General features: G+C 69.9%; 25 protein-coding genes. 4 read left to right on the top strand and 21 right to left on the bottom strand.

The genetic code is table 11. The annotated features are described in order from the left end of the window. Positions 1-45 precede the first annotated feature (45 nt). Positions 46-393 (top strand): RNA polymerase-binding protein RbpA, encoded by a 348-nt coding sequence (locus tag MWM45_RS08905; RefSeq protein WP_043445375.1) that lies wholly within the window; start codon positions 46-48, stop codon positions 391-393. A gap of 67 nt (positions 394-460) precedes the next feature. Here MWM45_RS08905 and MWM45_RS08900 read toward each other — a convergent pair whose 3' ends face one another. From MWM45_RS08900 to MWM45_RS08815, 18 genes are all read right to left on the bottom strand, one after another. Continuing rightward, complete coding sequence (locus tag MWM45_RS08900) at positions 461-1,186, bottom strand: polyprenol monophosphomannose synthase (protein ID WP_043445373.1); 726 nt, start codon at positions 1,184-1,186, stop codon at positions 461-463. A 420-nt stretch (positions 1,187-1,606) separates the two neighbouring features. Beyond that, positions 1,607-3,247 carry an amidohydrolase gene (locus tag MWM45_RS08895; RefSeq protein WP_247826144.1) on the bottom strand — a complete coding sequence of 547 codons (1,641 nt, stop codon included), beginning with the start codon at positions 3,245-3,247 and terminating at the stop codon, positions 1,607-1,609. 48 nt (positions 3,248-3,295) lie between these two features. After that, on the bottom strand, positions 3,296-6,118 hold the full coding sequence (locus MWM45_RS08890) for a DEAD/DEAH box helicase (RefSeq protein WP_247829187.1): 2,823 nt from the start codon (positions 6,116-6,118) through the stop codon (positions 3,296-3,298). Between the two features lie 102 nt (positions 6,119-6,220). Continuing rightward, positions 6,221-7,006 carry a twin-arginine translocase subunit TatC gene (tatC, locus tag MWM45_RS08885; RefSeq protein ID WP_043446500.1) on the bottom strand — a complete coding sequence of 262 codons (786 nt, stop codon included), beginning with the start codon at positions 7,004-7,006 and terminating at the stop codon, positions 6,221-6,223. A 69-nt stretch (positions 7,007-7,075) separates the two neighbouring features. Next, the gene (gene tatA, locus MWM45_RS17660) at positions 7,076-7,465 is read right to left on the bottom strand and encodes a Sec-independent protein translocase subunit TatA (RefSeq protein WP_269076541.1); all 390 of its coding nucleotides are present in this window, start codon (positions 7,463-7,465) and stop codon (positions 7,076-7,078) included. A 37-nt stretch (positions 7,466-7,502) separates the two neighbouring features. After that, positions 7,503-7,865: a hypothetical protein gene (locus MWM45_RS08875; RefSeq protein WP_043445368.1), complete on the bottom strand. Its 363-nt coding sequence runs from the start codon at positions 7,863-7,865 to the stop codon at positions 7,503-7,505. 9 nt (positions 7,866-7,874) lie between these two features. Next, positions 7,875-9,863, bottom strand: a complete 1,989-nt coding sequence (locus tag MWM45_RS08870) for a helix-turn-helix transcriptional regulator (RefSeq protein ID WP_247826143.1) — start codon at positions 9,861-9,863, stop codon at positions 7,875-7,877. 119 nt (positions 9,864-9,982) lie between these two features. Next, positions 9,983-10,378 (bottom strand): FKBP-type peptidyl-prolyl cis-trans isomerase, encoded by a 396-nt coding sequence (locus MWM45_RS08865; RefSeq protein ID WP_043445366.1) that lies wholly within the window; start codon positions 10,376-10,378, stop codon positions 9,983-9,985. A 44-nt stretch (positions 10,379-10,422) separates the two neighbouring features. Further along, positions 10,423-11,394 carry an FKBP-type peptidyl-prolyl cis-trans isomerase gene (locus tag MWM45_RS08860; protein ID WP_247826142.1) on the bottom strand — a complete coding sequence of 324 codons (972 nt, stop codon included), beginning with the start codon at positions 11,392-11,394 and terminating at the stop codon, positions 10,423-10,425. A 201-nt stretch (positions 11,395-11,595) separates the two neighbouring features. After that, positions 11,596-12,957, bottom strand: coding sequence for a Pup--protein ligase (gene pafA, locus MWM45_RS08855; RefSeq protein WP_247826141.1), 1,362 nt, complete (start codon positions 12,955-12,957; stop codon positions 11,596-11,598). Then, positions 12,957-13,697 carry a proteasome subunit alpha gene (gene prcA, locus MWM45_RS08850; RefSeq protein WP_247826140.1) on the bottom strand — a complete coding sequence of 247 codons (741 nt, stop codon included), beginning with the start codon at positions 13,695-13,697 and terminating at the stop codon, positions 12,957-12,959. Before prcA ends, pafA begins: the two co-directional genes overlap by 1 nt. A 3-nt stretch (positions 13,698-13,700) precedes the next feature. Beyond that, on the bottom strand, positions 13,701-14,528 hold the full coding sequence (prcB, locus tag MWM45_RS08845) for a proteasome subunit beta (protein WP_247826139.1): 828 nt from the start codon (positions 14,526-14,528) through the stop codon (positions 13,701-13,703). A gap of 3 nt (positions 14,529-14,531) precedes the next feature. Then, a complete protein-coding gene (locus MWM45_RS08840; protein WP_247826138.1) occupies positions 14,532-14,738 on the bottom strand; it encodes a ubiquitin-like protein Pup in 207 nt (68 codons plus the stop codon). A gap of 46 nt (positions 14,739-14,784) precedes the next feature. Continuing rightward, positions 14,785-16,350 carry a depupylase/deamidase Dop gene (gene dop, locus MWM45_RS08835; protein ID WP_247829186.1) on the bottom strand — a complete coding sequence of 522 codons (1,566 nt, stop codon included), beginning with the start codon at positions 16,348-16,350 and terminating at the stop codon, positions 14,785-14,787. A gap of 77 nt (positions 16,351-16,427) precedes the next feature. Beyond that, on the bottom strand, positions 16,428-18,185 hold the full coding sequence (gene arc / locus MWM45_RS08830; RefSeq protein ID WP_043445361.1) for a proteasome ATPase: 1,758 nt from the start codon (positions 18,183-18,185) through the stop codon (positions 16,428-16,430). Between the two features lie 131 nt (positions 18,186-18,316). Next, positions 18,317-19,387: a tRNA (adenine-N1)-methyltransferase gene (locus tag MWM45_RS08825; protein WP_247826137.1), complete on the bottom strand. Its 1,071-nt coding sequence runs from the start codon at positions 19,385-19,387 to the stop codon at positions 18,317-18,319. 106 nt (positions 19,388-19,493) lie between these two features. After that, complete coding sequence (locus tag MWM45_RS08820) at positions 19,494-20,672, bottom strand: site-2 protease family protein (protein ID WP_247826136.1); 1,179 nt, start codon at positions 20,670-20,672, stop codon at positions 19,494-19,496. Then, positions 20,669-21,481, bottom strand: coding sequence for an HAD family hydrolase (locus MWM45_RS08815; protein WP_269076540.1), 813 nt, complete (start codon positions 21,479-21,481; stop codon positions 20,669-20,671). The genes MWM45_RS08820 and MWM45_RS08815 overlap by 4 nt, the downstream gene beginning before the upstream one ends. A 104-nt stretch (positions 21,482-21,585) precedes the next feature. Between MWM45_RS08815 and MWM45_RS08810 the strand changes: the two genes are divergently transcribed. Then, on the top strand, positions 21,586-22,476 hold the full coding sequence (locus tag MWM45_RS08810; protein ID WP_043445357.1) for a PAC2 family protein: 891 nt from the start codon (positions 21,586-21,588) through the stop codon (positions 22,474-22,476). A 13-nt stretch (positions 22,477-22,489) separates the two neighbouring features. On the opposite strand, the gene mshC is transcribed toward MWM45_RS08810, so the two are convergent. Both mshC and MWM45_RS08800 read right to left on the bottom strand, forming a co-directional pair. Further along, on the bottom strand, positions 22,490-23,773 hold the full coding sequence (gene mshC, locus MWM45_RS08805; protein WP_247826135.1) for a cysteine--1-D-myo-inosityl 2-amino-2-deoxy-alpha-D-glucopyranoside ligase: 1,284 nt from the start codon (positions 23,771-23,773) through the stop codon (positions 22,490-22,492). A 23-nt stretch (positions 23,774-23,796) separates the two neighbouring features. Continuing rightward, on the bottom strand, positions 23,797-24,621 hold the full coding sequence (locus tag MWM45_RS08800) for an undecaprenyl-diphosphate phosphatase (protein WP_247826134.1): 825 nt from the start codon (positions 24,619-24,621) through the stop codon (positions 23,797-23,799). 50 nt (positions 24,622-24,671) lie between these two features. Here MWM45_RS08800 and MWM45_RS08795 point away from each other — a divergent pair, with 50 nt between their 5' ends. After that, positions 24,672-25,598, top strand: coding sequence for an aldo/keto reductase (locus MWM45_RS08795; protein WP_247826133.1), 927 nt, complete (start codon positions 24,672-24,674; stop codon positions 25,596-25,598). 19 nt (positions 25,599-25,617) lie between these two features. On the opposite strand, the gene MWM45_RS08790 is transcribed toward MWM45_RS08795, so the two are convergent. Continuing rightward, positions 25,618-25,896, bottom strand: a complete 279-nt coding sequence (locus MWM45_RS08790; RefSeq protein ID WP_247826132.1) for a hypothetical protein — start codon at positions 25,894-25,896, stop codon at positions 25,618-25,620. A 40-nt stretch (positions 25,897-25,936) separates the two neighbouring features. Here MWM45_RS08790 and MWM45_RS08785 point away from each other — a divergent pair, with 40 nt between their 5' ends. Beyond that, positions 25,937-26,170 carry a DUF5703 family protein gene (locus MWM45_RS08785; protein WP_247826131.1) on the top strand — a complete coding sequence of 78 codons (234 nt, stop codon included), beginning with the start codon at positions 25,937-25,939 and terminating at the stop codon, positions 26,168-26,170.

Raw genomic sequence — 26,170 nt, 5'->3', positions numbered from 1 at the left:
GCAACGGTCCCCGGCGACGGGGGCAAGGGTAATGAGGAGAACAATATGAGCGATCGCAGCCTGCGTGGCATGCGCCTCGGTGCGCAGTCGATGGAAACGGAGTCCGGCGTCGAGCCCGCTCCCCGGCAGCGCGTGGAGTACCGGTGCGAGGACGGCGAGCGGGTCTTCGTGACGTTCTCCTCCGAGGCCGACATCCCGGCGACCTGGGTCTCGAAGACCGGCAAGGAAGCCCTCCTGGTCGACGGCGAGAAGCCCGACACCTCGAACGACAAGCCCGTGCGTACCCACTGGGACATGCTCCTGGAGCGCCGTTCGGTCGAGGAGCTGGAGCAGATCCTGCAGGATCGCCTGACGATCCTCCGCGAGCGTCGCGGGGAGCGCCGGTCCGCCTGACCCGGACACGGTTCCACGAAAAAGGCACCCGCCGCGGCGGGTGCCTTTTCCATGCGGTCGTCCGGTCTCAGGCCCGGCCGCTGAGCTTGGCCCAGCGCGCCCCGAGCCCCCACCGGGTCACATTGGCAATGGCCTCGAAGACGATGTTCCCGCTCATCTTCGAGTCCCCGAGCTCCCGCTCCACGAAGGTGATCGGCACCTCGACGATGGTCAGGCCCAGGCGGGCGACCCTGAAGGTCATGTCGACCTGGAATCCGTAGCCCACGGAGTCCACCGCCGAGAGGTCCAGTGCCTCCAGCGTGGAGCGGCGGAAGGCGCGGAATCCGGCGGTGATGTCACGGACGGGCAGGCCCAGCATGAGCCGCGAGTAGGTGCTGCCGCCGCGCGAGAGGAGCTTCCGGTGCAGGGGCCAGTTGACGACGCTCCCGCCGCGGACCCAGCGGCTGCCGATCACGAGGTCGGCGCGGTGCACCGCGTCGAGGAGGCCCTGCAGCTGCTCGGGCTTGTGGGAGCCGTCGGCGTCCATCTCGACGAGGACGTCGTAGTCCCGCTCCAGGCCCCAGCGGAACCCGGCGATGTAGGCCGCGCCGAGGCCCTCCTTGCCCTTCCGGTGCAGCACGTGCACCTGGTCGTCGGCCGCGGCCGCGCGGTCGGCGAGGTCACCCGTGCCGTCCGGGCTGTTGTCGTCCACGATGAGCACGTCCGAGGCCGGGACGGCGGCGCGCAGGCGGGCCAGCGTCACCGGCAGCGACTCGATCTCGTTGTAGGTGGGAATGATCGTGACGACTCGCACGCAGGTGGGGCCTTTCCATCGGGATGCGCATCGCGCAGGAACTGCTCCGGATGCGGAGCCAGTCTGCAAGTATAGGCGACGGGCGCCGCCGGGCCGTCGGGCAGAGCAGTCGGGCAGGTCCCCGCGCCTTCGTACCGGTGCCCGCACGAATGCGGCCACCGTTTTCTACTGGCGTGTGGACCTGCCCTTTGAATGCCGGCTCCGACGGGATGGGCAACGCGCGCCAGAACAGAGGCCGATGCGTTGCGCTTTGCGGAGACCGGCCAGGTTCCCTCCCGCAGGAGTTCCTCTAACCCGTTCTCAAGAGCTTACGTGCTGTGGAGGACGTGTCAACAACCCTCTGACCTGCGGAAACGTGTTTCGGTGCAGGTCAGGGGGCTGTTGGCTTTCGGTGACGGATGTGAGGCGCCGGGCTGGGCGTCAGGCGCCTGCGAAGCCCTCCGCCGCATACAGGCGGCGCCCGTCGTGCACGGTCTCCAGACATTCCGGAGCGTTCTCGGTATCGAGCGCCGGCAGGAGCGGGGTGCCCGCGCGGGGGTCTGTGCTCCAGGACTGCACCCGGTTGTCCGGGGTCTGCACCATCAGTTCGTCGACCTTCCAGACCGCGAAGGACGCGGGCGTCCCCGGCGCGAGCTGTCCCATCATGGGGCTGCGGCCGGCGAGCCGCCAGCTCGCGCGCGTGTGGGCGATGAACGCGGCACGCGCCGAGATGTTCTCCGAGGAGGTGCTGTGGCGGAGGCAGGCCCGCACCGACGCCCACGGGTCGAGCGGCGTGACCGGGCTGTCGGAGCCCAGCGCCACGAGCACGCCGGCGGACAGGAGGGAGGCGAAGCGGTTCATGCCGGTGCGCCGCTCCCCCAGTCGCTGGGCGTACAGTCCGTCCTCGGCGCCCCAGAGGGCATCGAAGGCGGGCTGGCCGCTGACGGCCACGCCGTAGTGCACCAGCGCGGCGATCGCGGCGTCGTCGGCGAGTTCCACGTGTTCCAGGCGGTGGCGGGCGCGGCGGACCTCCTCCACACCCAGCTCCCGCGCGGTCCGCTCGATACCCTGCAGGACGACGTCGAGCCCGGCGTCGCCGATGACATGGAAGCCGGCCTGCACCGTCTCGGCCGTCGCGGCGAGCAGGTGGCCGGCGACGTCGTCCGCGCCCAGGTAGAGCGTGCCCCGGCTGTCCGGCGCGTCGCTGTACGGCTCGCGGAGCGCCGCGGTGCGGGATCCGATCGAGCCGTCGACGTTGAGATCCCCGGCGAGACCGGCGAGGCGTCCGCCGAAGCCCAGCATGAGTTCGCGCACCTCCTGCCGTGAGGACGTCAGCTGCGCCCAGTAGGGGATGACCTCGGGCAGGGGCAGCTCCCGTGCCGGGCCGTCGATCGAGAGCAGAGTCTCCAGGTCCTCGAGGGGCGCGATGTGCGGGGCGGCCATCTCCGTCAGTCCGACGTAGCCGCGGGAGGCGGCGTGGAGCAGTGCCGCCTGCTGGTAGGTGCGCCGCTGGTCCGCCGACAGGCTCCGGGTGGCCCGGCGGGCTGCTTCATGGGCATCCCGGACCACGAAGCCGTCGTCCCAGCCGTCCGTGCCCGCCAGGCCGAGGCCGGCCGCCAGCGCGCCGGAGACGGCGGCGGAATGGATGTCGGCACGCACGAGGTAGACGAGGGCGCCGTTGCCGGCGCGGTCGAGCTCCCCGGCGGTCGGCACCCGCTTCTCCGGCCACTGGGACTCGTCCCAGCCGAATCCGAGGATCGTGGAAGCACCGGAGGACGCCGCAGCGGACACTGCGTCGAGCAGCTCCTGCAGGGAACGGCACCCCGTGAGGTCGATCGACCCGAGGGCGATGCCCGTCTCCGTGGTGTGCGTGTGGGCGTCGACGAACCCGGGGGCGATGAGCGCGCCGTCGAGGTCCACGGTCCGGACCCCCGGGCCGGTGAGGTTCGCGGCGGCGTGCTCGGTGCCGACCCACGCCACCGTCCCGCCGTCCACGAGCATGGCGGTGGCGAAGGGGTCGGCGGGGCTGTAGACGGACCCGTTGCGGTACAGGACGGGCATGGGGCGCTCAGGAGTTGGCATGGCGGTGCTGGGTGGCTTTCTGTGGAGGGCGGGTCCGACGGCGGGGACTTACTCGCTGATGTTCGAGTATGCCACCACGCCCCGACGGACCAGGGCGATCGCGCGCTTGCACGTCTGCTGCAGGTTCCCGGGCAGGTCCGGCACCTTCGCGAGCTGGTCGAGGAGGTCGATGACCTGCTTGGACCAGCGCACGAAGTCACCGGCCGCGAGGTCGGTCCCGCTCAGGGCGGCCTGCAGGGACCGGCCCTGCGCCCACTTGAACATCGGCCACACGAGCGAGAGCTCCGGTTCTCCGGTGACAGGGAGCCGATGCTGCTCCTCGACGTCGTTGAGCTGCGACCACCGGCGGATGATCGTCTCGACGGACCCCTCCAGCGCCACGCTCGGCATGACCGGGCGCAGTCCCCGCTCCTCCCGCTTTGCCTGGTACACGAGCACCGTGATGACCGCGGCGAGTTCGGCGGCATCGAGGTCGCCGAACGCCCCCTCCTCGATGCAGAGCGCGATCAGGAGGTCCTTCTCCCCGTAGATCCGCCGGAGCTTCTGGCCGGAGGCACTGACGACGACGCCGTCGTCGGTGTATTCGAGGTAGCCGTAGTGCCCGAGGACCTCCGAGACGCGGTCGAAGGTCTTGGCGATCGTGTTCGTGCGGCCCCGGATCTGGCCGGCGATCCTGTCCGTCTCACGGCGCAGCTTCCCCCAGCGTTCGGCCCAGCGCGCGTGCTGCTCGCGTTCGCTGCAGCCGTGGCAGGGGTGCGCACGGAGGCGCCGACGGAGTTCCGTGATCGCGCGTTCCTCCGCGGCTGCGGACGCCGAGTACCCGGCGGAGACCCGGTCGGAACCCTGGCGCGGTGGCCGGTTCTCCTGCAGCGCATTCCGGAGGGACGAGGTGAGGTCGCGGCGGTCCTTCGGGCTGCGCGCGCTGAAGTGCTTCGGGATGCGGATGCGGGAGAGCACCTCCACGGGACCGTCCAGGTCCTGCACGCCGACGCGGCGGATCTGCGTCTCGAGCGTGAGGACCGTGGGCCGTGGTTCCCTCGACGTGTCGCCGTCCAGCACCACGGCGAACCCCTGGCTCCGCCCGCCGGGCACGTCGATCACGTCGCCGGGGCGCAGGGACTCGAGGGAGGACTCGGCCGCCGATCGCAGCGTCCGCGACCGGTCCCGGGAGGCCCGGGATTCGAGGTCGGACAGTTCGCGTCGCAGGTTCGCGTACTCGCGGAAGTCCCCGAGGTGGCACGTCATGGACTTCTCGTAGCCCTTGAGGGAGTCCTCACGACTGCGCACCTGCTTCGCCAGCCCCACCACGGAGCGGTCCGCCTGGAACTGCGCGAAGGAGGTCTCGAGGATCTCTCGGGACCGTTCCTGCCCGAACTGGGCCATGAGGTTGATACTCATGTTGTAGGTGGGGCGGAAGCTCGAGTTCAGCGGGTAGGTGCGGCGGGAGGCGAGGCCCGCCACCGCTCCCGGATCCGTGCCGGGCTGCCACAGCACGACGGCGTGGCCCTCGACGTCGATCCCGCGCCGTCCGGCCCGGCCCGTGAGCTGCGTGTACTCCCCTGCCGTCACGTTCACGTGGGCCTCACCGTTGAACTTGTCCAGCTTCTCCAGCACCACGGTGCGGGCAGGCATGTTCACGCCGAGGGCGAGGGTCTCGGTGGCGAACACGGCCTTCACCAGGCCCGCGGCGAACAGCTTCTCGACGATCTCCTTGAACGTGGGCAGCATCCCGGCATGGTGGGCGGTGAACCCGCGGATGAGGCCTTCGCGCCAGGTCCAGAATCCGAGGATCTCGAGGTCGTCCCGGGGGATGTCCATCGTGGCGGCGTCCACCGTCTCGCTGATCTCGTCACGCTCGTCCTCCGTGGTGAGCCACAGCCCGGCGTGCAGGCATTGAGTGACGGCGGCCTCGCAGCCGGCCCTCGAGAAGATGAACGTGATGGCCGGGAGCAGGTCCGAGCGGTCGAGGGCCGCGATCACCTGCGGCCGCGTGGCACGACGGACCAGCGTCGTCGGGGGCGGTCCGCCGCGGCCGTTGCGCTGCTTGCCGCGCCGGCCGCCGGCGCCCCAGCCCGCCCGCTGGTTCATCCGGATCTCGCTGCTGGCCAGCTCGAGCAGTTCGGGGTTCACGTCGTACTGGTCGCGGGCGCCGGCTTCCGCCCCGGCGGGCGCCGCCTCGTCGAACGCGACGTCGCCGGCGAACAGATCCATCAGGTCGTGGCCCACCATCACGTGCTGCCAGAGGGGCACGGGCCGGTGCTCCGACACGACGACGTCGGTGTCCCCCCGCACGGTGTCCAGCCATGCGCCGAACTCCTCCGCGTTGGACACCGTGGCACTGAGGGACACCAGCTTCACCTCGGTGGGCAGGTGGATGATCACTTCCTCCCACACGGCGCCACGGAACCGGTCGGCCAGGTAGTGCACCTCGTCCATCACCACGTACCCGAGGCCGTCGAGGGAGTCCGAGTTGGCATAGAGCATGTTGCGCAGCACCTCGGTGGTCATCACGATCACGTCGGCGTCACCGTTGATGCTCGTGTCCCCGGTCAGCAGACCTACGCGCTCGCTGCCGTGCACGGCAGCGAGCTCAGAGTACTTCTGGTTGCTGAGCGCCTTGATGGGCGTGGTGTAGAAGGCCTTGAGACCGTGCTGCAGCGCCATGAAGACCGCGAACTCGCCGACGACCGTCTTGCCGGCCCCGGTGGGCGCCGCGACGAGCACCCCCCTGCCCCCCTCGAGTGCGGTGCAGGCTTCCCGCTGGAACGGATCGAGCTCGAAATCGAGGGTCTGCTCGAAATGGAACAGCTGCGTCCGGGAGTGGTCCGTGCGGGCCCTTGCAGCTGCGTATCTCTCCGCGGGGGTGTTCATCATTCCACCCTAGACGTTCCGCGGGAGACGGGCACGCGGTGCCACCGCAGCGCACCCGGGCACGGACCACCCTTGCGGGAGGGCCTTCCGGCGTGCCTCGGGTCAGAGGGCGTCCAGGGGTGTGGCGGTGTCCGCGGTGGCGTCGACGGCGGCCTCGCGGGCCGCGGCGCGGCGGGCCCGGCGCTTGTCGTTGAGCAGGCACAGCCCGATCGCGACGAAGAACAGCAGCAGCAGGGGTACCGCGAGATAGAACATGCTCAGCGCGTCCCCGCCCGGCGCCGCCATGGCCGCGAACAGGCACACCAGGAACACGGTGATACGCCAGGCCTTCAGGACCTGCCGGCCCGAGACCAGACCCACCATGTTCAGGCCCACCAGGACCACCGGCAGCAGGAACGCGATCCCGAAGGCCAGCATCAGCCGCAGCACAAACGCGAAATACACCGAGACGCTGATGTAGTTGGAGAAGTCCTCCGGCGTGAACTCGGTCAGCACCCGCACCGCGTTGGGCAGGATCATCCACGCCAACCCGATCCCGGCCAGGAACAACGGGAACGCGACGGCGATGAACGCCAGCGCGATCCGCCGCTCCTTGGTCTTCAGCCCCGGGGTGATGAACGCCCACAACTGGTACAGCCACACCGGGCTCGAGAGCACCAGGCCCAGGAACACCGAGACCTGGATGAGCAGGTCGAACGGGGACGCCGCACTGTCGAAGTTCAGCGACGCCGTGCGACCCTCCTGCCCGTTGATCGCGATGATCGGGGCGGCCAGGGCGCGCAGCACCGGCTCGTACACGAAGAAACCCAGCACCGTCGCGGCGATCACCGCGATCGCGGACTTGAACAGCCGGTTACGGGCCTCGCGCAGGTGCTCCTTCAGGGCCATCCGCCCCTCGGGGTTGGCCTTCCTGCCGCGCTTGCGCGCCGATGCGGGTGACACGAAAGAAGATCCTGCCTACTGACCGGGGTGCGGGCTACCGCTCTGCTGCGACGGACCCGCATGACCGTGACCGTCGGCACCGGGAACCCGGGCCTCCGGCGACGGGGTTGCGGACGGGGCGCCGGCGTGGGGCTGCGCCGGACCCTGCGGCGGGACGGGGTGCTGGGCAGGCGCCTGGTAGGTGGGGGTGTACGCCTGCGGTGCCGGGGTGTTCACCACCCGGCCCTCCACGGGATCCGTCCCGGCCTCACCCGTGTTGTTCTCGTCCTTCATCTGCTTCACCTCGGACTTGAAGATCCGCAGCGACTGTCCCACACTCCGGGCCAGCCCGGGCAGCTTCGGCGCACCGAACAGGACGATCGCAAGAACGATGATGATGACGATATGCCAGCCTTCGAGCTTCATGCCCAATTCCTCTCGTTGGTTCGCCCTCGAGTTTAGTTCACAGGTGGGGCATGTCGTGCAGCAGCTGCGGCTGTTCGCGTTCGGCCCGCTTGGCGACGCGGCGCGCGCGCCGGTCGTCGATGCGGCGGGTCCTGGCCAGGTCCCGGGCGGCGCGGACCGCCTCGGGGGCTGAGAAGACGGCCGGGACGGGGATGCCGGGCGCTCCCGGGCGGGCTGCTCCCGTGCCCTCGTCGACGGCGTCGGCAGGGGGTGCGTCGACCTGGAGACGGTCCATGGCCTCCCCGAATTCACCGAGTGTTCGCATTCCGCGGCGGAAGACGCGGAAGCCGACGACGGCGAGGAAGATGACGCTGACCGCCACCAGCGCAACCCACAGCACGATCCACATCCACCAGAACATAATCCCAGTCTAGGCCAGTGCCTGGTGCGCGCGGGCTGCTTCGAGCCAGCGGAGGGTCTCCTGGCGCAGTTCCGCCGGAGCGATGACCGCCGCCGATCCTCCGAGGCCCGCGACGAGGCCCGGGATCCAGGTGCTGGACGCCACCTTGAGGCGGGCGGCCAGGCGGTCCTCGCCGAGCTCCTGCACGGCGTCGGCGTTGTACTGGGCCGCGATCCAGCGGGCCCGCGGTTCGAGCAGGAGCGTGACGGCGAGATCGGCATCCCCGGACCGGTAGGGCGCGACGCTCCGCCGGTCGCGGGCGAGGAACTCCTTGTCCAAATCCGCGGTGGCGGGCTGCTCCGTCAGGGTTGCCCGCTGGATGCGGTCCAACCGGAAGTTCCTCAGTCCGTCGGAGTCCACGCTCCAGGCCTCCAGGTACCACGTGTCCTGGTGCAGGAAGATGCGGACCGGTTCGAGGAGGCGGTGCGTGATCTCGTCGCGCGTGGGCACGAAGTAGTCCACGTCCACGCGCACGTTCGAGTGCAGGGCGGCCTGCAGCACCTCGAGCGTCGGGTCGACGTCGTCCTCCGTGAGCTTGGTCGCCAGGGCGGTCCCGATACGCGCCGCGTCGCCGGTCGCGGCGGTCAGCTTGGTCTGGGCGCTGACGATCGCCTCGTTGTTCCTCATGCCGGGAAGCTCCCGGAGGGCCTGCAGCCCCACGATCAGGGAGCACGCCTCGTCCATGCTGAGCTTCACGGGCTCCGCGAGGTCGCGCGCGTTGGTGAGGTAGATGCGGTCGTCCTCGATGTTCACGTCCATCAGCCCGTCCGGGTAGTGGCGCGGCCCGCTGACGAACAGCAGGTCGAGGTCCTTGGTGAGCTGGCTCTCGGTCACGTCGAACCTGCGTGCCGTCTCCGCCACCTCGGCCCCCGGGTTCGCCAGGAGGTACGGGACGAGGTCGAGCAGGCGCAGCAGGTGATCCTGGGAGGAGGACTTGCGCCGGGGTGCGGGGCGGGCGCTGCCGGTGATCTCGAGGTGCTCGGGCGCGGCGAGGGCCGCCCGGTGGGCGCCGTCGAGGAGCCGGACAACCTCGGCGGCCAGCTCCTGCGGCTCCTCGACCCTCGCATTGACGCCCAGCCCCGCGATGGTCGCGGCCATGGGGCTCGATGCCGCGTACGGCACCCGGAGGACGTCCCACTCCTCCCCCGCCTGCACCATCTCGGTGTCCTTGCGGACGCGCAACACCTGGCAGGAGCCGGGACGCGCCGCGATGACGGCGGTCCGGTCGGGCTCGCTGCGGGACAGCGAGGAGAGCGTCTGGTTCATGTCGAAGGACGGCGGGACCTCGAACGTCCCCTGCAGGATGACGGGCTCGCCGGTCATCCGCGAGAGGCGGAAGAACCGTTCGGCCTTGCGCGTGGTGTCGAAGCCGACCACGTACCAGTGGCCGAAGCGCGCGCCCATGCCCCAGGGATGCACCGTGCGGGTCTCCTCACGGCCCGTGCTCGCGGCCCGGTACGGGAACCGGAGCGGGGTGCGGGAGGTCAGGGCCTGCCACACAGTGTCCCAGTAGGGCGCATCCGTGGTGATGCGCGGCTGGATGAGCGGCGTGAGTTCGACGCCGCCGCCGATGCTGCGGGAGCTGAGCTTCCGCAGGGCCGTGGACGCCGCGGAGTCGAGAGAGCCCTGGTCCCAGACCCCGGCGGCGAGGTTGAGGACCGCGTACTCCTCGGGAAGGAAGGTCACGCCGCCGAGCCGGTAGTCCTCGGCGCTGATCCGGTACCGCTGCACGGTGTTGTCGTTGTCGAACAGGGCGTCCTCGCTGAAGGCCTCCAGCGGGATGCCCTGCTCGCGCAAGGCGGCCTTGTCGCGGTCGAAGAGCTTCTCACGTGCCGCGACCGACGTCGCCTCGCGGTACAGGTCGATCTCCTCGAACAGTTCCTCCTTCGTGAACCCGCGGCGGCTCGACAGGAGCATGATCACGAGGGTGAGGAGGCGTTCGGTACGTTTTGCGGACACGGTGAAACCCTACCTTCACGGGAGCGGCGGAAGGGACGCACACCGACCGTGGTCGACGTACGTCCCTTCCGTGTGGTGGTGCCCGGGGCGGCCGCGGATCCGCGGTTGCCGGGGTGGTGCTAGCGGACCCCGAGGAGGTCGACGACGAAGATCAGTGCCTCGTTGGGGCCGATCGCCGAGCCCGCGCCGCTCGCGCCATAGGCGAGGTGGGACGGGATCTCGAGACGTCGGCGGCCGCCGACCTTCATGCCGAGGAGTCCCTGGTCCCAGCCCTGGATGACCTGGCCGACGCCGACCTTGAAGTCGAGCGGGGTGCCCCGGTTCCAGGAGGCGTCGAATTCCTCGCCCGTGGAGAAGGCGACACCCACGTAGTGGGTGGAGACGGTGTTGCCCGGCTTCGCCTCGTCGCCGGTGCCCGTGATGATGTCCTCGATGACGAGGTCGGTGGGGACGTCGTGGGCGGGGAAGTCGATCTCCGGCTTCTGCCGGTCGAATTCGCGGTGTCCGAATGACATGGATACTCCTTGGGTGCGGTGGGTGGGTGCTGGGCGGGCCGTCGCTACTCGGCGGCGGTCTTGCCGGTGATCTCGACGAAGAACACGAGGGTACCGGAGGGCTGGCCCTCGCTCGCGTTGGGGTAGGCCCACGGCTCGGGGATGACCAGGAGCACCTGGGAACCGACCTTCTGGCCGGCGAGGCCCTTGGTCCAGCCCGTGATGACCTGGTTCAGCGGGAATTCGGCGGGCTCGCCGCGCTCGTAGCTGGAGTCGAACTGCTCGCCGTCCTCCCAGCGCCATCCGCTGTACTTGGCGGTAATGGTGTCCGACTCGGCGACCTCCTCGCCCGTGCCCTCCTTGAGGACCTTCACGACGAGGTCCTCGGAGGGCTCGTTCTCGGGGATGGTGACCGCGGGCGCGCCGTCCTCCCCGAAGGTGAACGTGGGCAGCTTGCCCTCCTCGTCGAGCTTCTCGACCTCCTCGGGCGAGAGTACCTCGGGCTCGGGCGGGGGCTGCTCGGCCGAGATGACCTTCAGGACGATCAGCTGCTCCGGGGTGGCCTGCTGGCCCTCCGCGGCTTCCGGTGCGGGACGCGTGTACCCGACCTGCGCGCCGACCTTCGAACCGGTCAGGACCTCGTAGAGCTCGGCGTCCTGTTCCTTCAGCATGTCGTCGACCGGGAGGACCTGAGGGTCGCCCTGGCTGTAGGTGTCCCCGAGCGCCTCGCCGTCCTCGGCGTTCAGCGAGACGAGGTGGTAGCGGATCTGCTCCCCGGCCTCGACCTCGTCGCCGTCGCCGTCCTCCAGGGTCTTCGCGGCCACGCCGGTGATCTCCAGCGGGGCTTCGAACTCGACGGTCGGCGCCTCCTCGTCGGAGCCTCCGCTGACGGTGACGGTGTCGAAGACCTCGGCGGCGCCGGCCGATGTCCCGGACGAATCCCCCGACGAGTCCCCCGTCAGGTCGTCCGTCGTGGGCCCGCCACAGGCTGACAGGACCAGCGTGAGCGCAAGGGAGGTTGTGAGTACTTTTCGCACGAAGCTACTTTCGGTTCGGTGTCCGGTCCAGGGTGCCCGTGGAACGATGGGCCCCGACCAGCCTAACGGCATCAGGGGTGCGCTTGCTCCTGTGAATCTCCTGCCAACTCCGCGTCAGCACCCTGTCAGCGCCCTGTCAGCACCCTGTCAGGAGGGTGACGGGCAGGGCTGCGGCAGGGCTGCGGGCCGCCGCCGTCGCCGTCACAACTGCTGCAGGAGTGCCTCGACCCGCTCGTCGACGGAGGCGAAGGGGTCCTTGCAGAGGATGGTCTGCTGCGCCCTGTCGTTGAGTTTGAGGTGGACCCAGTCGACCGTGTAGTCGCGGTTCGCCTCCTTGGCGCGCCGCACGAACTCGCCGCGGAGCCGCGCCCGGGTGGTCTGGGGCGGCACGTCCACCGCCTCCTTCACCGCCGTCTCCTCGATCACGCGGGCGGCCTCCCCCCTGGCCTGGAGGAGGAAGAACAGGCCGCGCGTGCGGGAGATGTCGTGATAGGTGAGGTCGAGCTGGGCCGCCTTCGCCGAATCGAGGTCCTCGCCGGATCGTGCCAGGTACCGGTCGATCAGCTTCTTCTTGATCGCCCAGTCGACCTCCCGGTCGATGTGCGCGGTGTTCCCCGTCTCCACCGCGTCGAGGACCCGCTCCCACAGGTCCAGGATGGCAGGCACGTGCTGGTTGTGCGCGCCGTGCTGCTGGACGAACGCCGTCGCCTTCGCGAGATACTCCCGCTGCATCTCGAGCGCGGTCATGTGGCGGCCGTTCGCCAGTTTGAGGAGCTGCCCGCCCGTGAGGTCGTGGGAGATCTCGCGGATGCTGCGGATCGGGTTCTCCAGGCGGTAGTCGCGCATGAGCTCACCCGCCTCGACCATGCGCAGCAGCAGGTCCACGGAGCCGATCTTGAGCAGCGTGGTGGTCTCGGACATGTTGGAATCGCCGGCGATGACGTGCAGCCGGCGGTAGTGCTCGGCGTCGGCGTGCGGCTCGTCCCTGGTGTTGATGATGGGCCGGGAGCGGGTCGTGGCGGAGGAGATCCCTTCCCACAAGTGGTCCGCCCGCTGGGAGAAGGCGTAGATGGACCCGGTCTGGGTCTTCAGGACCTTGCCGGCCCCGACGAGCAGCTGCCGCGTCACGAGGAACGGGATGAGGATGTCGGCGAGCCGGGCGAACTCGAGCTTGCGAGGGATCAGGTAGTTCTCGTGGCTGCCGTAGGAGTTGCCCGCGGAGTCCGTGTTGTTCTTGAAGAGGTAGATCCGCCCGTCGTAGCCCTCCTGCGCCAGCTTCCGCTGCGCCTCGGAGACGAGGTCCTCCAGGATCAGCTCTCCGGCGCGGTCGTGGGCGACGAGCTGGGCGAGGTCGTCGCACTCCGCCGTCGCGTATTCGGGGTGGGAGCCGACGTCCAGGTAGAGCCGGGACCCGTTCGTCAGGAAGACGTTCGAGGACCTGCCCCAGCTGACGACCTTGCGGAAGAGGTAGCGGGCCACCTCCTCGGGGGACAGCGGGCGGGAATTGGGCCCTGAGTAGGAGATGCCGAACTCGGTCTCGACCCCGAAGATACGCCGGTCCATCAGCTGTCCTGTCCGCCCTGGAGCATGGTCTCGAGTTCGGGTCCGCCGATCCGGCGGAACGCGCGGTGGCTGCCACGCAGGGTGTCCGGGTCGCGTTCGAGGAACGCGACCTCGAGGACGGACGGGTCGAGGGCGGGAGCCCCCGGCCGGTCGCCGTCGGCAGCGGGGGGTGCGGCGCTCGCGAGGGCCCGGGCGGCGGCCCGGACGCCGTCGGTCAGGCCTACGTCCGCGGACCAGGTGCCGCGGAGGGCTCCGACGACGGCGTCGGCCGCACCGCCCATGACCACGAAGCCGGCCTCGTCGGCGATGGAGCCGTCGAAGGTGAGCCGGTAGAGGTGGTCGGTGTCCTGGGAGCGGCCCACCTCGGCGACCACGAGCTCCACCTCGAAGGGCTTGCTCTCGGCCGTGAACACGGCGCCCAGGCTCTGCGCATAGACGCTGGCGAGGCCGCGCGCCGTGACGTCCTCGCGCGCGTAGGAGTACCCGCGGACGTCGGCGTAGCGGACCCCGGCCTGGCGGAGGCTCTCGAACTCGTTGTACTTGCCGACCGCCGCGAAGGCGATGCGGTCGTAGATCTCGCCGAGCTTGTGGAGGGAGGGCGAGGGGTTCTGGGCGACGAGGGCGATGCCGTCCCGGCAGCTGATCACCACCACCGATCGGCCGCGCGAGATGCCCTTGCGCGCGAAATCGGCGCGGTCCTTCATCAGCTGCTCGGGCGAGACGTAGAACTGCTGGGTCATGGCCTATGCCTCCCGGCCCGCGGAGGAACGGGCGTCGATGATGGTGTGCGCCACGGCTTCGAGGTCACGCTCCGGGACGCGCCGCGTGCCGGCGGCGTCCACGACGTAGACCACGGGCCACAGGCCGCGCACGGTGTCCGGTCCGCCGGTCGCGGAGTCGTCGTCGGCCGCGTCGTAGAGGGCCTCGACCGCCACGCGGACGGCGGACGCCTCGTCGAGGCGCGGATTCCACAGTTTCTTCAGGGCTCCACGGGCGAAGACCGAGCCGGATCCGACGGAGTGGTGTTCGTGCTCCTCGTAGCGGCCTCCCGTGACGTCGAACGAGAAGAGGCGCCCGAGATGCCGGTCCGTGTCGAAGCCGGCGAAGAGCGGCACGACGGCGAGGCCCTGCATGGCCATCGGCAGGTTCTGCCGGACCATCGCGGCGAGGCGGTTGGCCTTGCCGTCCAGGCTCATCATGGTCGCTTCGATCTTCTCGTAGTGCTCCAGCTCCACCTGGAAGAGCCGCGCCAGATCCACGCCGATGCCGGCGCTGCCGGCGATCCCGAGCACCGACGAGTGGTCCGCGGGGAACACCTTCTCGATGTGGCGGCTGGCGATCACATTGCCCATCGTGGCCCGGCGATCCCCGGCCATGAGCACCCCGCCCGGGAACGTGAGCGACACGATCGTCGTCGCGTGCGGTGCGAGATGGGAGGCGTCGGAGGTCGCCGTGACCGGACCGAGCGTCCGGTTCGACGGCAGCATTCCCGGATGGTGCGCGCCCAGGTAGTCGGCAAAGGACGTCGAGGCGGCCCGTGGGACCGCTGCCGCGGCATCATCCGGAAGCATCCGCTACTGGCCGCCCTTCTGCACGAAGCCGCGGACGAATTCCTCCGCATTGGACTCGAGGACGCCGTCGATCTCGTCGAGCAGGTCGTCGACGCCCTGGGTCTGGCCGGAGTCCTGCGCGGCCGCGGGGGTCGCGGGGGCGGGATCCGGGAGTTCCTCCTCCTCCGCTGAGGACGAGCCGCCCGTGTTCCTGCGGTCCTGTGTCGCCACGGTATCCACCCTTTCCGTCGTCGTGATCAATTCGGAGGTCAGGCTCCTATGGTGCCACGCGTCGATCCGGGCCGCTCAACAATCGGGCGAGGAAATCCTCGGCGTCCGTGGCTGCATCGAACAACGCCCCGGTGAGCGCCTCCGTGCCCCGCAGCGGTTCGCGGGTCTGGACACGTTGCAGCCTCCGCTGCCCCGGGAGTTCGAAGATCAGCGAGTCCCAGCTCGCGCCCACCACCTCGGCGGGATACTCGGCGATGCACCGCCCACGGAAGTAGGCGCGCGTGTCCCGGGGCGGCTCGACGGCCGCCCGCGCGACGTCGGCGGGATCGACGAGCAGCTCGACGTCGCCCCTGCGGGCCAGCCGCTGGTAGATGCCCTTCTCGGGCCGCAGGTCGGCGTATTGCAGGTCGATGAGCGCGAGCCGGGAATCCGTCCACGCCAGGCCGTCCCGTGTCCGGTACGCCTCCAGGACCTTCAGCTTCGCGACCCAGTCGACCTCGCGGGCGGCCTCCATCGGATCGCGCCGCAGGGTCACCAGCAGCGACTGCCAGCGCTCGACGACGTCGAGCGTCTGCCGGTCTGCGTCCGCCGGGAGCGCGGCCAGGACCGCGGCGCAGTAGAGTTCCTGCAGCTGGAGCCCGGTCAGGCTCCGCCCGTCCTTCAGCCCGACCTCCACCGTCAGCGAGGGGTCGTGGCTGATGGCACGCAGCGCCTCGACCGGATCCTCGAGCTCGGGCACCGGCGCCAGGCCCTGCTCGATGAGGGAGAGGACGAGGGCGGTGGTGCCCAGCTTCAGGTAGTTCGACACCTCGCTCAGGTTGGCGTCACCGATGATGACGTGCAGCCGCCGGTACTTCTCCGCGACGGCATGGGGCTCGTCCCGCGTGTTGATGATGGGGCGCCGCACGGTCGTCTCGAGGCCGATCTCGTTCTCGAAGAAGTCGGCCCGTTGACTGATCTGGAAGCCGGGCTCCTGGTTCAGGGGGCCGAGGCCCACGCGCCCGGCGCCGCAGATGACCTGGCGCGAGACGAAGAACGGGATGAGTGCCTCAGCCAGCTTGGAGAAGGGCACGCTCCGGGGGACGAGGTAGTTCTCGTGGGAGCCGTAGGAGACGCTCTTGTTGTCCGTGTTGTTCTTGTAGAGGATCACGGGCGAGAAGCCCGGCGTGGTCCTGATGCGGTCCATCGCCGCGACGGCCACGTGATCCCCGGCGCGGTCCCAGAGCACGGCGTCGAGGGGGTTGGTGACCTCGGGCGAGGAGTACTCCGGATGGGCGTGGTCCACGTAGAGCCGGGCGCCGTTGTTAAGCACGAGGTTCATGAGCACGGCGGCCTCCGCGGGCTCCCCGCGCTCGAGCGCGATCTGCTCGGCGGTGAGCTCCACGGGCTCGTCCGTCAGCTGGCTCGGATGGGCGCTGCCGCGGTCCATCCTGAAACCGCGCGCGTCGGTCAGCGGAGTCTCGTCCGTGTAGTCCCAGCGGGTGCCCGCGAGGTTGCCGAGCCCGTCGCGCAGGGTAGCGGCGTAGGCGTTGACCACCTGCGAGGACAGCAGGGTGGGATTCGCCGACGGCAGGGCGGGAGCGATGATGCCGTACTCGGTCTCCGTCCCCATGACACGGTGGACGGAGATCCCGTCACCGATGGCCGGCAGGTCCCCCGGCCGCGTCGTCCGCCGTCCACCCGTGACGATCACAGATACTGGCCCGTGTTCGCCGTCGTCTCGATCGACTTGCCCGGTTCCTGGCCGGCCTTGCCCTGCACGATGGTGCGGATGTACGTGATGCGCTCGCCCTTCTTACCGGAGATGCGAGCCCAGTCGTCGGGGTTCGTGGTGTTGGGCATGTCCTCGTGCTCGCGGAACTCGTCCACCACGGCGCGCATCAGGTGCTCGATGCGCAGGCCCTTGCTCCCGTCGAGGAGGAGGTCCTTGATGGCGTACTTCTTCGCACGGTCCACGACGTTCTGGATGACCGCGCCGGAGTTGAAGTCCTTGAAGTACAGCATCTCGGTGTCGCCGTTGGCGTAGGTCACCTCGAGGTACTCGTTGGACTTGTCCGTCGAGTACATCTGTTCGACCGTCCGCCGGATCATCTCGGCGATGGTGGTCTGCGGGTCGTCGCCGTTCTCGGCGAGGTCGTCCGCGTGCAGCGGCAGGTCCGCCGTGATGTACTTCGCGAAGATCTCGGCGGCGCCCTCGGCGTCGGGCCTCTGGATCTTGATCTTCACATCCAGCCGCCCCGGCCGCAGGATGGCGGGGTCGATCATGTCCTCGCGGTTGGAGGCGCCGATGACGATCACGTTCTCGAGCTTCTCGACACCGTCGATCTCACTGAGCAGCTGCGGCACGATCGTCGTCTCGACGTCGGAGGACACCCCGGTTCCGCGGGTGCGGAACAGGGAGTCCATCTCGTCGAAGAACACGACGACGGGGCTGCCGTCCGAGGCCTTCTCCCGTGCGCGGGCGAAAATGAGCCGGATGTGGCGCTCGGTCTCGCCCACGTACTTGTCCAGCAGCTCGGGGCCCTTGATGTTCAGGAAGTAGCTGCGGATCTGCTCGACGCCGGCGCGTTCGGCGGCGCGGGCGGCCAGCGAGTTGGCGACCGCCTTCGCGATCAGGGTCTTGCCGCAGCCCGGCGGCCCGTACAGGAGGATGCCCTTGGGTGGCTTGAGCCCGTGCTCGCGATACAGGTCGGGGTGCAGGAAGGGAAGCTCGACGGCGTCGCGGATCTGTTCGATCTGCGGGCCCAGCCCGCCGATGTCGCCGTACGCGATGTCGGGGACCTCCTCGAGCACGAGGTTCTCCACCTCGCTGCGCGGTACCTTCTCCAGTCCGTAGCCGGACTTCGTGTCGACGGCGAGGGCGTCGCCCACGCGGATCCTCTCGGCCCGCAGGGGCCCACTGAGCTTGATGACGCGTTCGTCGTCCGTGCGCCCCACCACGAGTGCGCGGTCGGTGCCCATGAGCTCCTTGACCGTGACGATCTCCCCGGCGCGTTCGAAGCCGAGCGCCGCGACGATGGTCAGGGACTCGTTGAGCAGCACTTCCTGGCCGGGAGCGAGCTGGCGCACGTTGATGAGCGGGCTGACGGTGACCCGCAGTTTGCGGCCCGACTGCAGGATGTCCGCTGTGTCCTGCACCGTGGCCTCGGTGGTCGTGCCCGGCTCGGACGGGCGCTTCGGGTTCACCTGCATCACGGTGGCGAAGCTGAAGGGGGCCGCGCCCTCCTTCTCGAGGGCGGCCTTCAGCCGGACGATCTCGGTGCGCGCCGCTTCGAGGGCGGCGACGAGCTTCCCGTTGTTCTGGGTGGCCGACCCCAGCTGGCGGTCGATGTGGCGCAGCTTGTCCCGCAGCACGTTCAGCTGGCGTTGCGCGGCGGAGTTGTCGACGAGCGGGGAAGCCGGCTCGTGCGATCCGGCGGCTGGAGCGTGGTCATCGGATTCCGGCATTTCGGTTCGCCACCTTCGGTTCGACCTTCGGCTGTCTTTCGACCTTAGCGCAGAGCTCTGTCCGCTATGCGCACTGTTGCTGCGACGAGTTAACGCATGACGGCCGTCAACCTCTTCCTGTCGCGGGAGGCCTACTCGACGGTGCCGCCGTCGGCGATCGCGTCGCGGCGGGCCTGGGCCTCCTCGGCGGGCAGGGCGCCGCGCTGGATGGTGGACGCCGCATCACGGGCGACGCGGCGCAGCCGCTTGTCGGAGACGTCCCGCTCCCCCACGGCCTGCGGCGTCCAGGCGTTGAGGTCCTCTTCGCTGAACCCGGTCTTGGAGGGTCGGCGCTTCGGGGTGAAGCCGATGGCACCCTCGGCCAGGCGGCGGGTGGTGAGCAGGAAACCGGTGTGGGCGACCATGCGGTGGTCGGGGCGCACGGCGAGGCCCTCGAGGTGCCAGCCGCGCACCATGGACTCCCAAGCCTCGGGCTCGGTGAAGCGGCCGTCCGCGCGGATGGCCTCGGCGGTCCGGGAGAGCTGGGTGACCGTGGCCACGTAGCTGATCCACACGCCGCCGGGCGCCAGGACGGTGGCGACGGCGTCAAGGCACTCCCAGGGTGCCAGCATGTCCAGGACCACGCGGTCCACGGATCCGGGCGACTCCTGGGCGAGGACCTGCTCCTGGAAGTCGCCCAGGGTGATCTGCCAGGCCGGATGGGGCCCGCCGAAGATCGTCTCGACGTTGCCGCGGGCGATGTCCGCGAACTCCTCGCGGCGCTCGAAGGAGTGGAGGTAGCCGCTGTCGCCCACGGCCCGCAGCAGCGAGATGGACAGCGCTCCGGAACCCACGCCGGCCTCCACGACGCGCGCGCCCGGATAGATGTCGGCCATCGTGACGATCTGCCCGGCGTCCTTCGGGTAGACGACAGCCGCGCCGCGCGGCATGGACAGCACGAAGTCCGACAGGAGGGGCCGCAGGGCCTGGTACAGCTGACCGGTGGTGTTCTCGAGGATGGTGCCCTCGACGGCGCCGATGAGCGCGTCGTGCTGGAGGAAGCCCTTGTGGGTGTGGAACGCGCCGCCGGGCGTGAGGGTGATGGTGTTCATCCGGCCCTTCTCGTCGGTGAGCTGCACGCGCTCGCCGGCGCGGAACGGACCGCGGCGGGCTGCCGCGCCGTGCGGTCCGGCGGATTGTGCGGGTGTGGGGGTGGTGCTCATGGGTGGTCCTTCGGCGTGGGCCGGCGGGGCCGGCATGAATGAGGCGGATGGATCGGGAGGTGGGAAGCGGTGGGGGCAGGCCCGGATGGGGCCGGGCGGCCGTCGGTCAGGCGCCGGGCGAGATCCCCGTGGTGCCCTTGCCGGTGATGGCCTGCACCACCGTCCGCTGGTGGAGCAGGCCGGTGACGGCGCCCGCACGGTTCACGACGGCGTACTCGCTGCCTTCCAGCCGCGCGAGGAACTGCACGAGCTCCTGCCCCTCCGCCCACTCCGGGACGTACGCACCGGCGCCGAGGCGCCGTGCGGCGGCATTGACCGCCGTGCCTGCCGCGGTCTCCTCGGGGACGGCCAGCAGCGCGGCGTCGTCGACCACGGCCTCGGGGACGCCGGAGGGCCCGGTCAGGACGACGGCGACCCCCGGGTTCTCCCGCAGGATGCGGCGGACGGCGAGCACGCTCGTGCCCGCCGCGACACCGACCGCGGGTCTCTGGAGCCTTCCCGCACTGATCGCGGGGAGGCGCAGGCGCATTTTGGCGTTCGTGATGGCGGCGGTCGCCCCCATCCACAGGAAGGCGCCCATGACCACGGCGATGAGGATGAACGTGAGGTCGGGGCCGCGGCCCACGACCAGCGGGACGCCCACCACGACGCCCATCAGCAGGACCACGAGGATGCGTCCGGCCCAGCCCGCCGCCACGGTGCCCTGCTCCTGGCTCCCGGTGACCCGCCAGACCGCGCTCTCGACGAGGCGCCCGCCGTCCAGGGGCAGCCCCGGGAGCACGTTGAAGACCGCGATGAGCAGGTTCGCCCACACGAGGATGGTCGTCAGGAGGTAGGTGACACTGCCCGGTTCCACCGCCTGGAGGATCGCCCAGCCGAGGCCGGCGAGCACGAAGTTCGCTGCGGGCCCCGCGAGGGCGACGAGGAGGGACCGCCCCGGGGAAGCGTTGAAGCTCGCGAACTGGGTGTGCCCGCCCCACAGGTTGAGCACGATCCTGGTGGTGGGCCAGCCGAAGGCCCGGGCGGTGAGCGCGTGCGCCAGCTCGTGGAGGAGCACGGACGCCGCGAGGAGCAGGGCGTAGCCGAGGGCGACGGCGTACGCACCGACGCCGATCCCGGGGATGACCTGGCCCACGCGGGGCCCGAAGACCAGCACGATGAACGCGGTGATCACGAACCAGGACCAGGCGACGACCACGGGGACACCGGCGATCCGGCCGAGCGGCAGACCGGGGGTCCTCTCCTGCCGCGGAGCGTCCTGCGGAGCGTCCTGGGGTGCGCTCACGCGACGTTCTCGTCATCGTCTAAATCATCGTCCGACTCGTCGTCGGACCCGTCCTGGACATTGGTCGCGGGCAGCAGGGCCGCGAGATCCGCGGGCGTGCGCCCGGCGAGGGTGTCCCAGTCGGTACGGCGCGCGTCGGGCGGCAGCGGCACGAAGTGCGGGACGGCGAGGGTGGTGAGCCCGGCGGCGAGGGCGGCGGTCACGCCGGGCAGGGAATCCTCGATCGCGACCACGGCGTCCTTGCCGAGTCCCGGGTGGTCGGCCGCCAGCAGGTCGAAGCCCAGCTGGTAGGCCTCCGGGTCGGGCTTGCCCGCACTCACGCGGTCCCCGGTGACGAGGTGGGAGAACGTCCCCTCGGGCAGGTGCGCGGCGACCGCGCTCGCGAGGAGGGTCTCGGACATGGTGACCATCGCGCAGGGGATGCCCTCGGCGTGCAGCGCGGCGAGCAGTTCCCGCGCTCCCGGACGCCAGGGAACGGTGTTGCTGACGTCGGTCGCGACGCGCCCGATGAGGTGGTCGATGATGTCGCGGATGCCGAGGTCCACCCCGGCCTGCTGAAGCTGCCCCGCGGAGAATTCGAGGGCCTGGCCGACGAGCGTGGTGGCCTGCTCGTCCGTCCAGGTGCCGCCGTACGCTTCGACGAGGTCCTTCTCGGCCCGGATCCAGTAGGGCTCGGTGTCGACGATGGTTCCGTCCATGTCCCAGAGCACGCCCCGCAGGCCACCGGAGTTCCCGGTGGCGGCCGCCCGCTCGTCGTCGGTCTCGTCGGGGGCAAGGATGTGCATGCTGCCGGTGGGGTGGGTTGCCATGCCCCCAAGTCTACGGTGGCGGCCCGGCAGACCCGCCCGCCGGGCCCTCCGCTGCACCGGGAGCCCGCCTGACATGGCCGCGCACCGGGGTCTAGGGTGAGAGCGTGGATAGCTTCGAAGAGAACCAGCCGACCGGAGTCCAGGACCTGTTCCAGGACGCCGCCGAACCCGAACGCAGGATCACGATCATGCTCGCGGCCTTCGAGGGATGGAACGACGCCGGTGAGGCGGCCAGCGACGCACTGAAGTACATGGGACGCTTCTTCGGCAGTGAGCGCATCTCCACCATCGACGCCGACGAGTTCTACGACTTCCAGTTCACACGTCCCATGATCAAGCGGAACGCATCGGGCCAGCGCCGCATCAAGTGGCCCAACACGCGCATCAGCAAGACCGTGGTGCCCCATTCGAACGTCGACCTCATCCTCGTCAACGGCGTCGAGCCCTCCTACAAGTGGCGTGCCTACACCGCCGAACTGGTCGCGCTCGCGAAGGAGCTCAGCGTCGACTGCATCGTCCTGGTCGGCGCGCTCCTGGCCGATGTCCCCCACTCGCGTCCCATCCCGGTGACGGTCACGTCCGACGACGACCTCGTCCGGCAGAGCCTCGACGTGGAACCGTCCACGTACGAGGGCCCTATCGGGATCGTCGGGGTCCTCGCTGAGATGGGCCTCCTCGCGGACATCCCCACCATGTCCCTGTGGGCCGCCGTACCGCACTATGTGGGCCAGTCACCTTCGCCGAAGGCGCAGCTCGCGCTCCTGAACAAGCTCGAGGAGATCCTGCAGATCGCCGTGGACACGCACGTGCTCACGGAGGAGTCGGAGGCCTGGGAGCGCGGGGTCGACGAACTCGCCACCGAGGACCCGGAGGTCGCCGCCTACGTGCGCCAGCTCGAGGAGGCCAAGGACACCGTGGACCTCCCGGAGGCCAGCGGCGAGTCGATCGCCCGGGAATTCGAGCGGTACCTGAAGAAGCGCCGGCGCGAACAGTAGGCCGGCTGCAGGCTCAGTTCGCCTGGAGCCGGACGCCGAGCAGGGCGTCGACGACGTCCCCCAGCGCCCGCCCGCCGGTCCCGCCGTCGGCCAGGGCGGGTCGTGCCGCCGCCCACGCATCGATCGCGGCCAGCGCGGACGGCGCATCGAGGTCGTTCGCCAGGTGCGCCCTCACCTGTTCACGGAGCACGACGACGTCGTCGGGGGTCGCCGACCGTGCGGCCTCGCGCCACGTGGCGAGACGGCGGATCGCCGTGTCGAGGACGCCCTCCGTCCACGACCAGTCCGTGCGGTAGTGGTGGGCGAGGATCGCGAGGCGGATCGCCGCGGGATCGACGCCCGCCTGGCGCAGCCTCGACACGAGGACGAGGTTCCCGCGCGACTTGCTCATCTTCTCGCCGTCGTAGCCCACCATCCCGGCGTGGGCGTAGTGCTGGGCCAGGGGTGTCCCGCCGGCGGCCCAGGCATGGGAGGCGCTCATCTCGTGGTGCGGGAAGACGAGATCCGAGCCGCCGCCCTGCACGGTGAACGGGGACGGCAGGAACTGCTGGGCGATCACCGCACACTCGATGTGCCAGCCCGGCCGTCCGTCGCCGAGCGACCCGGCGGGCCAGCTCGGCTCGCCGGGCCTCGCCGCGCGCCAGAGGAGGGGATCGAGTGCGTTGCGCTTGTGGGGCCGCTGGGGGTCGCCGCCGCGCTCGGCCGACAGCGTGAGCATCGTCCCGAGGTCGAGGTGCGAGACCTGCCCGAGGAACCAGCGCGCGGGGTCGCCCTGGTCCAGCGTTGCCGCAGCGTCGAGGGAGAAGTAGACGTCGCCGTCGGGCTCCCCGCCCTCGCCCGGCACCGTGTAGGCGAGGTCGCGTCCCACGAGCTTCTCGACGATCGGGACGATCCAGTCGATCGACTCGACGGCTCCGATGTAATGGTCCGGAGGGAGGACGTTCAGGGCCTCCATGTCCTCACGGAACAGGGCGATCTGGTCCGCGGCGAGGTCCTGCCAGTCCACGCCGGTGGCGGTGGCCCGTTCGAGGAGGGGATCGTCGACGTCGGTGACGTTCTGCACGTAACGTACCGTGGATCCCGCGTCGCGCCAGGTCCGGTTGAGGAGGTCGAAGGCCACGTAGGTGGACGCGTGGCCGAGGTGCGTGGCGTCGTAGGGGGTGATACCGCAGACGTAGAGGCTCTGCTCGGGACGGTTCCCCAGGGGGGCCGGCCCCTGGAGTGCCGTGTCGAACAGGCTGATACCCGCCTGGGTACCGTCGAGTACTGGGACAGGGGTCGAACTCCACGCAATCACACGGTCAACCTTACGGGCCGCGGTCAGGCGCTGATGACGCCGAAGCCGAGAAGTACGTACAGGGCGAGGCCGAGCAGGATGCGGTACCAGACGAAGAGCCCGTAGCCGCGGGTGGTGACGTACCTCAGGAACCAGCCGATGATCGCGAACCCGACCACGAAGGCGACGACGGTGGCCAGGGCGGTCTCCGCGAGCCCGTACGGGCCGGTCTCGTCGTAGCTCTTCACGAGCTGGAACACACCGCTGCCGAACACGGCGGGGATGGCCAGCAGGAACGAGTAGCGCGCCGCGGCCTCACGCGTGTAGCCCATGAGCAGCCCGGCGGTGATGGTGCCGCCGGAGCGCGACACCCCGGGGATCAGGGCAAGTGCCTGCGCCAGCCCGTACAGGATGCCGTGCCGGTAGGTGAGGCTTTGGAGATCACGGGTCTGCCGCCCCACGGCGTCCGCGACCGCCAGGATGAGCCCGAAGACGATCAGCATGGTCGCGACGATCCACATGCTGCGGAACGAGCCCTCGATCTGGTCCTGGAAGAGCAGACCGAGCACGACGATCGGCACGCTGCCGATGATGACCAGCCAGCCCATGCGCGCGTCGGGGTCGTTCCGCGGGACCTTACCCCTCAATGCGCCGAACCAGGCCTTGACGATCCGGACGATGTCCTTCCAGAAGAACACGACGACGGCGGTCTCGGTGCCCAGCTGGGTGATGGCGGTGAACGCCGCACCCGGATCCTGCGCGTTCGGGAGGAACTCGCCCACGATGCGCAGGTGTGCGCTCGATGAAATGGGTAGGAATTCGGTAAGGCCCTGGACGAACCCCAGGATGATCGCTTCTATCCAATTCACCCTTACGACCCTAAGCCATCCGGCCGGTGACAGGCTTTAGGCTTGGCCTCATGCAACGGCGAAATGTGGGGATGAGCGGCCTGACCGTGTCCGCCCTCGGGTTGGGCACCATGAACTGGGGCCAGGAAGTGTCCGAGGAGGCTGCCCGGGAGCAGCTCCGTCTCTTCACCGATGCCGGTGGCACGCTCGTCGAGACCGCGGCCCGCTACGGTGAGGGCCAGGCGGAAGCGATACTGGGCGGCTTCATCGGCGACACCGTGGCCCGGTCGGAACTCGTCCTCGTGGTGCAGGGCGGCACCACCCGCAGCGGCAGCCGGCGCCTCGACGCATCGCGCCGGGGTCTGCTCGATTCGCTCGATGCCTCCCTGTCGCTGCTCGGCACGGACCACGTCGACGTCTGGCTCGCGCCCTCCCCCGACTCCGCCGTCCCGCTGCAGGAGACGCTGAGTGCGCTGGAAGCCGCCTACGTGACCGGTCGCGCGCGCTACGTCGGCGTCTCCGACTACGCGGGCTGGGAGTTCGCCCGGGCGGCCGCGACGGCGTCCTTCCCGCTCCTCGTCAACGACGTCGAGTACTCGCTCGTGAATCGCGGCGCCGAGCGGGAGGTGCTCCCCGCCGCGGAGGCGTTCGGCGCCGCGGTGTTCGCCTGGGGGCCGCTGGGTAGGGGCGTCCTGACCGGCAAGTACCGCGGCCGGATCCCCACCGAATCACGCGGGGCCTCCGACGTGTGGGCGCCGTACGTCGAGCCCTACCTGGCAGGGAAGCCCCAGCGCATCACGGAGGCGCTGTGCACGGCGGCGCGGGGCCTGGATCTGCAGCCCCACGAACTCGCGCTGCGCTGGCTCCTTCACCGGCCCGGCGTGGCCTCCGCGATCGTGGGCGCCCGGACGCCGCAGCAGCTCAAGGAGATCCTGCAGACCAGCGGCGCGCCCGTGGCCGAACCCATCGCTGCGGTCCTCGACGAGGTCTCCGCCTGAGACAGTCCCGCCTGGAGGGTCAGTTCTCTACTTCGGCCTCCACGAGGTCGGACGCATACTCGGCGTCCTCGTCGTCATCTTCGTCGTCCTCGTCCGCTTCCTCATAGATCTCGAGCGGGGTGATCTCGCCGAAGGCGTCGTAGAGCGCCTCCTCGTAGACCTCGAACGCGTCGGCGATACCGATATACGCCGCTTCCACCGCAGGGTCGTCCTCGCGCCGTCGTGACGCCGAGGCCGCAAGGTGCTCCTCGAGGGCTGTCACGAGGGACTGGAGCGCGACACGCGGATCTATGCTCATGGCTCGACGTTATCGGTAAAGTGGACGGAATTGGAGGGATATGCGAGAACATTTTCTGAATGCGACAGCCGTCCGGGAACGCGATTACGGGCGGCAGTACGAGTACCTGGTCCTCACGATGAACGCCGGCGAACCACTGCCCGCGGCGCGCAAACTCGTCACCGAGCACGCGGAGTACGGCAAGTGGGAGCTCGAGCGCAGCTGCATCTACATGGGCGGTGGCCGGCGGTACTGGCTGCGGCGGAAGGTCCTCCGCGTCGAGCGCACCGCCTGA

The sequence above is a fragment of the Arthrobacter antioxidans genome (assembly GCF_023100725.1).
GTDB classification, from domain to species: Bacteria; Actinomycetota; Actinomycetes; order Actinomycetales; family Micrococcaceae; genus Arthrobacter_D; species Arthrobacter_D antioxidans.
The sequence above is the reverse complement of the archived record's forward strand: the minus strand, read 5'-3'. Positions and strand labels throughout refer to the sequence as shown.